10 protein-coding genes are annotated in these 11,936 nt (G+C 44.3%); 8 read left to right on the top strand and 2 right to left on the bottom strand.

Annotated elements, in window-relative coordinates; all coding sequences use genetic code 11:
- The 8 genes from ACRRSW_RS14580 to luxS all read left to right on the top strand — a co-directional run bounded on the left by ACRRSW_RS14580 (nt 1) and on the right by luxS (nt 9,508).
- On the top strand, nt 1–1,134 hold the full coding sequence (locus ACRRSW_RS14580) for a sodium ion-translocating decarboxylase subunit beta (protein ID WP_432459718.1): 1,134 nt from the start codon (nt 1–3) through the stop codon (nt 1,132–1,134).
- 606 nt (nt 1,135–1,740) lie between these two features.
- On the top strand, nt 1,741–2,361 hold the full coding sequence (locus ACRRSW_RS14575) for a beta-phosphoglucomutase family hydrolase (protein ID WP_432459717.1): 621 nt from the start codon (nt 1,741–1,743) through the stop codon (nt 2,359–2,361).
- Nucleotides 2,362–2,396: 35 nt separating this feature from the next.
- Nucleotides 2,397–3,203 (top strand): rhamnogalacturonan acetylesterase, encoded by an 807-nt coding sequence (locus ACRRSW_RS14570; RefSeq protein WP_432459716.1) that lies wholly within the window; start codon nt 2,397–2,399, stop codon nt 3,201–3,203.
- A gap of 82 nt (nt 3,204–3,285) precedes the next feature.
- Complete coding sequence (locus ACRRSW_RS14565) at nt 3,286–3,777, top strand: YqaA family protein (RefSeq protein ID WP_432459715.1); 492 nt, start codon at nt 3,286–3,288, stop codon at nt 3,775–3,777.
- 24 nt (nt 3,778–3,801) lie between these two features.
- Complete coding sequence (locus ACRRSW_RS14560) at nt 3,802–6,651, top strand: M16 family metallopeptidase (RefSeq protein ID WP_432459714.1); 2,850 nt, start codon at nt 3,802–3,804, stop codon at nt 6,649–6,651.
- An 86-nt stretch (nt 6,652–6,737) separates the two neighbouring features.
- Complete coding sequence (gshA, locus tag ACRRSW_RS14555; protein ID WP_432459713.1) at nt 6,738–8,315, top strand: glutamate--cysteine ligase; 1,578 nt, start codon at nt 6,738–6,740, stop codon at nt 8,313–8,315.
- Nucleotides 8,316–8,334: 19 nt separating this feature from the next.
- Nucleotides 8,335–8,946: a hypothetical protein gene (locus tag ACRRSW_RS14550; RefSeq protein WP_432456169.1), complete on the top strand. Its 612-nt coding sequence runs from the start codon at nt 8,335–8,337 to the stop codon at nt 8,944–8,946.
- 52 nt (nt 8,947–8,998) lie between these two features.
- Nucleotides 8,999–9,508 (top strand): S-ribosylhomocysteine lyase, encoded by a 510-nt coding sequence (gene luxS / locus ACRRSW_RS14545; RefSeq protein ID WP_432459712.1) that lies wholly within the window; start codon nt 8,999–9,001, stop codon nt 9,506–9,508.
- Between the two features lie 213 nt (nt 9,509–9,721).
- Here the strand turns inward: luxS and ACRRSW_RS14540 are convergent, their stop codons facing one another.
- Nucleotides 9,722–11,002, bottom strand: a complete 1,281-nt coding sequence (locus ACRRSW_RS14540; RefSeq protein WP_432452502.1) for an HlyC/CorC family transporter — start codon at nt 11,000–11,002, stop codon at nt 9,722–9,724.
- A 68-nt stretch (nt 11,003–11,070) separates the two neighbouring features.
- Entirely contained in the window at nt 11,071–11,865 is a 795-nt protein-coding gene (locus ACRRSW_RS14535) for a cytochrome C assembly family protein (RefSeq protein WP_432459711.1), read from the bottom strand.
- Nucleotides 11,866–11,936 lie beyond the last annotated feature (71 nt).

Genomic DNA, 11,936 nt, shown 5'->3' with positions numbered 1-11,936 from the left:
GTGGAAGGATTAATGAAGCTTTGGCTCGAAACGGGTATCGCCAATTTTGAGCTTGGTCAGGTGGTCATGATGGCAGTGGGTTTATTACTGCTATATTTGGCGATTGTCCGTAAATTTGAACCCTTATTGTTATTACCCATTGGCTTTGGTGCAGTATTAGCAAACATTCCTAACGCAGGTTTTACTGAAGAGGGTGGTTTACTGTATTACATTTATCATGTGGGGATCGAAACTGGCGTTTTCCCTTTATTGATCTTTATGGGGGTGGGGGCTTTAACGGATTTTGGGGCATTAATTGCTAATCCCAAAATGTTGTTATTAGGTGCCGCCGCTCAATTCGGGATTTTTGCGACTTTATTTGGCGCGATAGCCTTAAACTGGGTGCCTGGTTTTAATTTTACGCTTGCCGACGCATCTGCGATTGCCATTATTGGTGGTGCCGACGGACCTACGGCTATCTTTTTAGCTTCTAAATTGGCGCCTGATTTATTGGGCGCGATTGCGGTAGCTGCTTATTCTTACATGGCCTTGGTTCCGATTATTCAACCGCCTATTATGCGCGCGTTGACGACTAAACAAGAACGTGAAATTCAAATGGAACAATTACGCCCAGTTAGCATGCGGGAGAAAATAATTTTTCCAATCGCAGTGCTTGGCTTAACGATTCTGTTTTTACCAGCGGCAACGCCCTTGGTTGGGATGTTTTGTCTGGGGAATTTAATGCGTGAGAGTGGCGTGGTTGATCGTTTAAGCAAAACTGCACAAAACGAACTGATTAATATTGTAACCATTTTCCTTGGTTTGGCCGTTGGTTCTAAGTTGTCAGCTGACAAGTTCTTAACGGTTGAAACCTTAGGGATTTTGGGGCTTGGGGCGATCGCATTTGCTATTGGTACCGCTTCAGGGGTGTTGATGGCGAAAGTGATGAATCGTGTCAGCGGGGGAAATATTAACCCATTGATTGGGGCAGCTGGTGTATCGGCAGTGCCAATGGCGGCCCGAGTCGCCAATAAGGTCGGTTTAGAGGCTAATCCTCATAACTTCTTATTAATGCATGCGATGGGACCGAACGTTGCCGGAGTATTGGGTAGCGCAGTTGCCGCCGGAGTATTACTATCCTTAGTTGGAGGCTAATAACTCTAACCATCTAAAAAAAGCTTGCTTAGGCAAGCTTTTTTTATGCTTAACGTGTTAACCACATCATGACGCCGAAAAAGCCAATGAGTAGGCTGCTGATTGCGATGATCCAATAATATCCTTTTCGACCTTGTTTAAAACTTAGACCGTAGTGGAACAAAAATAACGTCCACAGTATTGTAAGTAGCAAAGGAACTAAGAAGAAACGCACCATAGTTTTTCCATTATTACTCTTAACTGTTTGAATAATGTTAGTTTAACCTAAAAATATAAACTCAACCTAGTTTCGTGTTATTTTCGAGACGCTTCTCGCGTGTTGGTTTTACAGCATGCTGCTTAACCCCAGATAAGACTTTGAAATTTAGGTGACCAGGGCTTAAGACAAGGATTCTGCATTGGGCATTTTAAATTTATCCCCGTGGAAAGCGACTGTGTGTTTTTCAGTTGACTCTTTCTGTGGGCATCTACTGGCTAGCGATTTGTTGTTTGCCTTAGCTGTACGGCGGTATTTATAAATTATTTTTGTCTATTTTATGAAGGCTTGTTGGTATGATGATCGGCTGAAAGGGCTGCTGTTTAGTTCTAGATAATTTCGAGTAGACAATGAATATCCAACAATACCAAGATTATGACGCTTTTATTTTTGATATGGATGGGACTTTAATCGATTCGTTGCAACAGCATCAAGCTGCTTGGGAGCGAGTATTAAAGCATTTTGCGATTCCTTACACCGCGCAGCAAATGTTGGCGATGAGTGGTATGCCAGCGGAACAAACTGTAGAAAATTTACTAGCGCAGGCCAATATGACACGGATTAAAGTGGATGCGGTGGTAGAAGCGAAAAATCAGCACTATCAGCACTTAGTTCATGCAGAAATACAGGCGACGCCTTTATTGACTGTATTTAATCACTTTCAGGGCAAAAAACCGATGTCTGTGGGCACTGGTGCTTCTCAGCAGGAAGCGGAGTTCTTGCTCAATAAATTAGGCATCGCTGAGCAATTAGTTGCCATTGTTGGCGCTGATTTGGTCGATGCTCATAAACCCGCGCCGGATACTTTCTTGTTGTGCGCGAAGTTAATGAATGTTGAGCCTCAGCGCTGTTTGGTGTTTGAAGATGCTGACGCTGGCATCATGGCGGCGAAGGCGGCCTCTATGGATGTTGTTGATGTCCGACCACTGTGGCCAAATAAGTACTTTGATCAGCATCTTACACTTGAGTAAATGCGGTTATCAAGTTGTCCAGAGAGTCCACGATTATGAATAAGACCATCACTATATTACTCGCGATGTTACTCTCCCTTAGTTTTTCAGCACGCAGTAAAGAGCAGGGTATGCCAAGTATTACGATTTATTTAGTTGGTGACTCAACGATGACTGACTATTCTCTCGAGTCAGCTTATATGAGTCATCGTTATCCTTTAACGGGTTGGGGACAAGTTCTTCAACCTTTGTTGACCAAAGACAATTTGGCGGATATTGCGCTGATTTCTGGTGAACTAGCGCTGGTAGATGATCGCGCCAAGGGGGGGCGCAGTAGTCGAACTTTTTTTGAAGAAGGCCGTTGGGAAGCTGTATACCATGCCTTGCAGCCGAATGATTTGGTATTGATTCAATTTGGTCACAATGATGCTGCGCTTGAAAAGCCAGAGCGCTATGTCAATATTCAGGGTTATCAGCAGTTTTTGCGTTTATTTGTTGCGCAAACTCGTCAAAAGCAGGCTGTCCCAATTCTTGTTACCCCAGTGACCCGTAACTATCCTTGGTCTGGTGCAGTTTTAGGGAGTGCTCATGGAGGATATCCCGCAGCAATGAAAGAAGTCGCGAAACAACTCCAGGTAGATTTGATTGATTTGACGAGCTCTTCGGCTAAATATTTTTCACAGCAGGGGCGTGATTATGTCACGGAACACTATTTTATGAATCTTCCTGCAGGGATTTACCAAGCATACCCAGAGGGTAAGAGTGACAATACTCATTTTCAACCCGAAGGTGCAAAAGTTGTCGCAGATCTCGTCTTGCAAGGCTTGAAACAGTTACAGCCTCACTCTAAGTTGGCTCAATAGCATTGGTGTTGCTTGCAGAAAGTACTGTTTTCATCGCCTGCTTAAGTGCTCTGCTTGCTGAAAGCGGCGAGAGCTCTAGTCAGTGTTGTCCACGAAATTGCAGGGGCGTCCAAAAAAAGTCGGTCGCTGCTCGGTCATTATTTTGTTAAGTTTACTGTTTTTTAGCGCTTTTAGTTCGGCGACTTTGCTGCCAGGAAGCTCGGAACTGGTGTTTAGTACATTGTTGTTACAATATCCACAGCGTTGGTTAAGTCTGCTAGTTGTGGCGAGTGTTGGCAACACCTTGGGTAGCTTATTCAGTTTCGCTATGGGGTGGGGCTTAATGGCTTCTCTCAAACAGCGTTTGGTTGGCCCTCCGAATTTAGCTCGGCAAGCGAAGGTTAAATTCTGGTTGAATAAATACGGCCCTTGGAGCTTACTGTTGAGCTGGGTGCCGCTGGTGGGTGATCTTTTGTGTTTATTGGCTGGGGCCGCTAAGTTGTCGGTCTGGCAGTGCGCGATCGCGATGTTGATTGGTAAAACGGCTCGCTACGGTTTGATATTAGCCTTCGGCGCGTCACTCGCGTCGATTTAAATTGTTATAAATGAGGAAACAATAGTGCTTAGATGGTTGAGTGTTTTTAGCATTCTTTACTTAGTTGTTGGATGCTCGCAGTTTGACACGCAACAGTTGCCAACGTTGCCAGCAGGTGTGACCTTAGTTGAAGCTTCGCCAGCAAGTGACGGAGCACTCCAGATTGCCTATAAAAAATATCGTTTGGCAAACGGTCTAACCGTCATTTTATATCAAGATGATTCCGCGCCTTTAGCACATGTTGATGTGACTTATCATGTCGGTTCGAATCGCGAAGTGGTCGGGAAATCAGGATTTGCTCATTTTTTTGAACACATGATGTTCCAAGGCTCAAAACACGTCGGAGATCAGGAACACTTTCGGATCATCAATGAGGCTGGTGGTACGATGAATGGATCGACCACCAAAGACCGTACTAATTATTATGAAACCGTGCCGGCGAATCAACTTGAAAAAGTGTTGTGGTTGGAAGCCGACCGGATGGGATTTTTACTTGATGCGGTCAGTCAAAAGAAATTCGAAATCCAGCGTGCTACGGTTAAAAATGAGCGCGCTCAACGGGTTGATAATGCGCCTTATGGTTTATTGTCGGAGCGGGTCGATGAAGCCTTGTATCCTCGAGATCATCCATATTCTTGGCAGCCAATTGGTTATATCGAAGATTTAAATCGAGTGGATGTAAACGATCTTAAAGCCTTTTTCTTACGTTGGTATGGTCCGAATAACGCGGTGCTTAGTATTGGTGGTGACATCAACATTGAACAAACGCTGACTTGGGTTAATAAGTACTTTGCGACGATCCCGACCGGACCAGAAGTTCCTAAAATTAAACCGCGGCCGGCTCAATTGAGTGAGACTCGTTATATTTCTTTAGAAGATCGGGTGCATATCCCTTTACTCTACATCAGCTACCCAACGGTGTTCGCGGGAGCAAAAGACGAAGTCGCCTTGGATATGTTTTCTGAGATATTAGGCGGTGGAAAAAGTTCATTACTGTATCAATCATTGGTTGAAAGCGGTAAAGCACTATCGGCATATAGTTCTCATTATTGTCGAGAAATGGCTTGTACCTTGTCGATCGCTGTTCGGGCTAATCCGCAGGCGGGTCTGAGCTTAGCTCAGCTAGAGCAAGAAGTTGACCGAGCCATTAGTAAAGTCGCTGCGCGTGGGATGGATGCGGCTGACTTACAAAGAGTTCGCGGTTCACTCAAGGCTTCTACTATTTATAGCTTAGAAAGCGTCTCTGATGTGGTCAGTCAATTGGCTTATGGTGAAACTTTTTTTGGCCAACCGCTTTATGTGAGCAAAGTACTAGAACAATTTGAGCATGTCGATGATCAACAAGTGCAACAGGCATATCAGCAGTATATTTTGGATAAACCGCGGGTCGTGATGAGTGTGGTTCCTAAGGGCCAAAGACAGTTATTGGCTGGGCCTGATAATTATCAGCCAAAAGCGCGCCAACTGCCTGTGTATCAACATATCGATGAACAGCAATTGAAGCAGGCTAAAGTCGTCGATAGTTTTGACCGAAGTATTGAACCCAGTGCGGGACCGGCGCTAACGGTAAAATTGCCACCCTTGTGGCACGGTCAGCTCCGTAATGGTTTACAGCTATTAGGCACCTCTGCGCAAGCAACACCAACGGTCACCTTACAGTTTCGCTTACCCGGAGGTAGTCTCGCCGAAGCGCCTGGTCAAGAGGGATTGGCCAAGTTAACCGCAAGAATGTTAATGCAAAGCACTCAAGGCCATAGCGCCGCAGAGTTAGCAGACCAATTAGATGAGTTGGGGGCCTCAATTAGTTTTGGTTCTGGTTTGTATAGTCAAAGTATCAGTTTGAGTTCACTGACCGAAACCCTGCCTCAAGTGCTGGATATCTTACAGCAACGTTTGTTAACGCCGGCCTTCGATGAGCAAGAGTTTGCACGCGAGAAAGCCCGTCATTTGCAAAGCATTGAGCAGAATTATAACCGACCTAGTTGGTTGGCGAGTATTGCGAGTCAGGGCCTGATTTTTGGTGAAAGCAGCCGGCTTGCAACATCCAGTGCCGGGACGAGGCAGAGTGTTAGCGCGCTTAGTCTCGAGGATGTGAAGCAATTTTGGCAGCGTCATTACCAGCCGATGGGAAGTCAATTGGTTGTGGTGAGTAACTTGGGGCAAGCTCAAATGGAGCAAGCCTTACAGCCCTTGCAACAGAAATGGCGTGGTCAAGCAAGTCCTAGTGGTCATCTTCGCATTACCGAATCAGTCAGTAAGCCGACGATTTATTTGATTGATAAGCCTGGTGCGGTGCAATCGGTAATCCGTATTGGTCGTTTGGCGATGCCCTATGATGCAACGGGTGAGTACTTCAAAGCCAACTTAATGAATTTTAACTTTGGTGGCAATTTTAACAGCCGGATCAATATGAATTTGCGCGAAGATAAGGGCTACACCTATGGGGTAAGCAGTGGCTTCTCTGGTTTTGAAGACGGCGGTAGTTTTGTGATTTCTACCGATGTTCGTCAAGATGCAAGCGCTGATGCAATTAAAGAATTACTTGCCGAGCTGGAACATTACTCAACCACCGGGCCGACAGATAAAGAACTCGCCTACATGCGTAGTGCGGTGTCTCAACAAGAAGCGCTGGCTTACGCAACGCCTTCCCAAAAAGCGTCATTTTTGATGCAGATGCAGGTACATCAACTGGATCCCAGCTTTGTTGCCCAGCAGAATCAGATTGCCGCGACAATTAGTCGTGAGACCTTGAAAAAGTTCGCGTCAAAATATTTATCACCACAACAGATGATCATCGTTGTTGTGGGTGACAAGCAACAGTTGTTGCCACAGTTAAACAAATTAGGTATGCCTGTTCAACAACTTGCATTGTAAATGGACCCGCGCTTAGGGTGGTAAAAGGATGCTAAGCTCGTTATGCTTTGCTGCACCAAGCGCTTTAACAAATAGTGAGTTTGAATTTGACTCAACAGTTTTCTAGACGGCTTGCGCAATTAAGCGCAGCAATGGCGGATACCGGCGTTCAGGGTATTCAACGTGGTATCGAGCGAGAAGCTTTGCGAATAGGTGAGCAAGGTAAGTTGGCTAGCAATGGTCATCCAAAGGAACTTGGTGCGGCTTTAACTCACCCTTTGATTACCACCGATTATGCTGAAAACTTGCTGGAATTTATTACCCCAGTTTCTGATAGTGTAGAGCAGTTGTTATCGCGTTTAACTGATATACATCATCAAGCATTAAAAAAACTCGATGGACAGTGTCTATGGCCGCTTAGCATGCCTTGTTATATTGGGAATGAGCAAGATATCATTTTGGCTGACTATGGTCAGTCAAATATCGGCAAAATGAAGCATGTTTATCGACAGGGATTACGTCATCGTTATGGGAGTGCGATGCAGGTGATCTCGGGGGTTCATTATAACTTTTCGTTGCCTTCGAGTTTTTGGCAAGCTTTGCAAAAAGTTGAAGGGGATAGCCAAGATTTATCGGCGTTTATCTCGCAACGTTATATGGGATTAATCCGCAATTTCTACCGTTTTGGCTGGATGGTTGCGTATTTGTATGGTGCATCTCCAGCTCTTTGTGGTTCCTTCATGAATGCAGCTGAAAGTCAGTTAGACTTTCAGCACATGGGGAAAGGTACTTTGTACCTTCCCTATGCAACCTCCTTACGTTTGAGTGATTTGGGTTATACCAGCGCGGATCAAAACCAGTTAGAGATTAACTATAATAGCGTTGAGGAATACGTGCATAGTGTTCGGGAAGCTGTGAGTACTCATTCTGATGGCTTTGCTGATATAGGGGTAAAGGTCGACGGTGAATATCGTCAGCTGAATGCGAATATCTTACAAATTGAGAATGAGCTATATGCTCCGATCCGAGCTAAAAGAGTGGCTAAACCGGGTCAAACTCCTTCACAAGCGTTGGCAACAGACGGTATTGAATACATTGAAATTCGCGCTTTAGATGTCAATCCCTACAGTGCGGTTGGTGTCACCGAAGCACAAGTGAGGGTGATTGATTGTTTGTTATTAGCTTGTACCTTAATGGACTCACCGGCGATGAGTCATGCCGAATTACAAGCTTGTCGAGACAACTTTAACCAAGTCGCTATTCAAGGGCGTAACCCTTCTCTTGAGCTCAACATTGCAGGTAAACAGCAGCCATTGCCGCAGCATATTGAAGAACTGTTTTCTTATATGAAACAAGCTGCCGAGCTACTCGATATCAAGCGTAGTCGGCCTGATTTTGCGATGGCTTTAGCAGAAGCTATTCAAGATGTGAGCGACGATAATAGCTATTCAGCATATTTTTTACGCTTGCTAACCACACAAGCTGCAGATAATAGTCATTTGGGCTTGCGATGGGCGGCAGAATATCGTCAACAGATGCTGAATCATCAACCGACTAACTGGCAAGAAAAAGATTTTGCGGCCATGGCTGAGCGGAGTTTTATCGAGCAGCAGTCGATAGAAGCAGCGGATGATATGTATTTTGACCAATTTTTAATAAAGTATTTTGAAAATGCGAATCAATAGAACTGTAAATTTGACACCGATGACTCGCTGTTTATTAGCCTCGCTTGGGTTGGCAATGCTGGCGGGGTGTAGTAGTGCTCCGCCGAGAGATCCCGAAAATATATGTAGTATTTTTGAGGAAAAAAGTGATTGGTATCAGTCGGCCAAAAAAATGAATAAGAAGTGGGGAACGCCGGTCCATGTTCCTTTGGCAATGATGTACCAAGAGTCGAGCTTTAAACACAATGCTCGACCACCAATGGAGTACTGGTTTGGCTTTATTCCGGTGGGTCGTGCGAGTTCGGCCTATGGTTATAGCCAAGCAAAGACCATGACTTGGGAAGACTATGTTAGAGAAACGGGTAACTCATGGTCTTCGCGAAGTAATTTTGATGATGCCATCGATTTTATGGGCTGGTTTACTTATAAGACTCATAAAATTAATGGTGTTTCCAAGTGGGATGCTCGCAATCAATATCTTAACTACCATGAAGGTTGGGGGGGATATAAACGGGGCTCTTATAAACAAAAGCAGTGGCTCGTCAAGGTTGCCAATCGGGTTGACCAACGGTCTAAGCGTTATGCCGCACAATATAGTAAATGTAAAGAAGATCTAGATAGTAGCTGGCTATGGCGGCTATTTTTTGCTTGAATACCCTATAAATTAAACTCCGCTTAGCTGAGTATATCCGAGAGAGATAATCATGCCTTTATTAGATAGTTTTACTGTTGATCATACCCGTATGCATGCACCTGCGGTTCGAGTCGCCAAAACCATGGCGACCCCTAGCAATGATACGATTACCGTTTTTGACCTTCGCTATTGTGTGCCTAATGAAGAGATATTGTCAGAGCGTGGTATCCACACGCTAGAGCACCTGTATGCAGGCTTCATGCGTGAGCATTTGAATTCTGAGCAGGTTGAAATTATCGACATTTCTCCTATGGGCTGTCGTACTGGTTTTTATATGAGTTTGATTGGAAGCCCTTCCGAGCAGCAGGTGGCTGAAGCTTGGTTAGCTTCGATGCATGATGTATTGGCGGTGAAAAACCAAAATGATATTCCTGAGCTAAATGAGTATCAATGTGGAACTTATACTATGCACTCTTTGGATGAAGCCAAAGCTATCGCGAGTCAGATCATTGAACGTGGTATTAGTGTGAATAAAAACGAACAATTAGCCTTATCTAACGATATTTTGGGAACCCTTTAATACCAAATCAGATTCATTATATGATCAACTTATTGCGCAGAATAAATTTGCTAATAACAAGCTATGAAGTGAAGTAACTCGTGGTTTTAATTCCAAAATACATCACGCAGTTAGCGGTTAGACCCGTAAGAATGAATAGCTAATGAGTTAGATTGGTATCAATAGGCGCTTGTAAAACTAAAAAGCCAGCAAAATGCTGGCTTTTTAGTTGCTTTAATTTGATTTGGGTTTGTTATAAAAAGCAGGCATAACTCGCGCTAGGCTCACCGTATTATTTTCAATTTCAACAATTTCTATGGGATAGCCACTCAGTCTCAAGCATAGGTTGGCTTCAGGGATATCTTCTAAATACTCGATGATCAAACCATTTAAGGTTTTAGGACCATCGATAGGAAAAGACCACGCCATTTCTTTATTGAGGTCGCGAATGTTAACCGTACCTTCAATTAAGTAGCTTCCATCAATTTGTGGATGAATTTCATCGCTGGGGGCTGGTGCCATGCTCGTGGTAAAGTCACCCACAATTTCTTCCAGAATATCTTCAAGCGTCACCAAGCCTTGAATATCACCATACTCATCAACAATTAGCCCAATCCGCTCTTTGCGGCGTTGAAACTTTAATAACTGTACATTAAGTGGGGTGCCTTCTGGGATGAAATAAATTTCCTTGGCCGCGCGCAACATTGAGGTCTTATCAAATTGTTCACGAGATAGCAGCCTCAGCGCATCCCTAGAGTGGACAAAACCAACCGAGTCATCGATAGAGTCGCGAAATAGCAAGATTTTAGTATGCGTACTTTGAGTGAGTTGCCGAAGAATGCTATCCCAATCGTCATTGATGTCGATCGCTGCAATTTCGTTGCGGGGGATCATAATGTCATCAACGGTGACTTTTTCTAAATCGAGAATACTAAGTAGCATGTCTTGGTGGCGTTTCGGGATCATCGTCCCCGCTTCATCCACTACGGTGCGTAATTCATCAGGATTTAAAGCCTCATCGCCCTTGCTATTCGGATTCACACCCAACAGGCGTAATATTCCATTCGTCACTGCATTGGTGGCCCAAATCACTGGGAATAGCAATTTCATGAGTGGGCGAAGTAACAGTGAGGCTGGAAAGGCAATCCGTTCAGGGTAGAGTGCCGCCATGGTTTTTGGTGTGACTTCAGCAAAAATCAAAATGGCGAAGGTTAGTGCCAGCGTTGCGATCGCCACACCGACATCGCCGAATAGGCGTAAGCCAATAATGGTGGCAATTGCTGATGCCAAAATATTAACTAAGTTATTGCCAATAAGGATCAAACCGATCAGCCGATCAGGACGCTGTAATAGCTTGTCGACCCGTTTTGCCGCTTTATGTTTGGTATTGACTAAGTGCCGAAGCCGATATCGATTAAGCGACATCATGCCAGTTTCGGAGCTAGAGAAAAAAGCAGAACAAACTATGAGGAACACGAGCAGTATTAATAAGCTACTCGTTGAGATGTCGTTCAAACAGGAAAATCCTTGGTAAATATAAGGGACTAATTTATATGTTGAGTTTAAGGGCTGTCAAGTGATGTTTATGAGCCGATGATGATTTCTTTAACAAAGCGTGAGCCAAAATAGGCGAGAGTGAGCAAGATTGAGCCACTGACAGTCATCACAACCACTGTTTTACCTCGCCATCCTCGATAACGTTGTCCCCATAATAAACTTGCGTAAATTACCCAGGCCAATAGGCTAAACAGTGCCTTATGAGCCTGTCCATGGGCAAAAAACTGATTTAAGAAAATGAAGCCGCTGAGTAGCGAGATACTGAGTAATACAAAACCTAGTCGAATGAGGGTAAATAGTTGTTTCTCAATTCTCATTAATGAAGGTAACGCAGGGTGGATTGCGCCAGGCTTATGCCGCTTCAACGTCCAATCTAGGTAGGCCATTTGCAGGGCATAAAGGCTGGCAATCATTAACACCGTGAATGCTGCCAGCGCGACGCAAATATGGATCAGCACCTGTGGTTTCAATTCTAGATGAAGAATGTAATCACTTGGAATTAATACCGCTAAAAATATGCTAATAATCGAAAATAGGTAAGTAACTGGAAGGATAAACCAAAGCTTAAAGGGCTTGGCCAGTACGGTGACACTCAAGGAAATTAATAGGCTCACTAAGGCCGCGACATTGAATAGACTAAGGTCTTGGCCTTGGGCTAAAAATAAATGCTGAAATTCCCAGATGCCATGCAGAGCCATGCCACAGGCGGCACTTAGCCACAGCCACTTATTGGCGCCAGCCTGTTTATTCAGCAGCCCAGAAATGCATACATAGGATGCTAATAGATAAAATATGGTGGTAGGGAGTACCAATACATTCATGATTTAAAGCTAACTAACTAATTGTTTGAAATCAGTATACTCGGCCTATCCAATCAGAGCTAGAATTAGCG

Source organism: Agarivorans sp. QJM3NY_25, assembly GCF_050870875.2.
Lineage (GTDB): Bacteria > Pseudomonadota > Gammaproteobacteria > Enterobacterales > Celerinatantimonadaceae > Agarivorans.
Note: the sequence above shows the minus strand (reverse complement) of the source record. Positions and strands in the feature narration are given on the sequence as shown.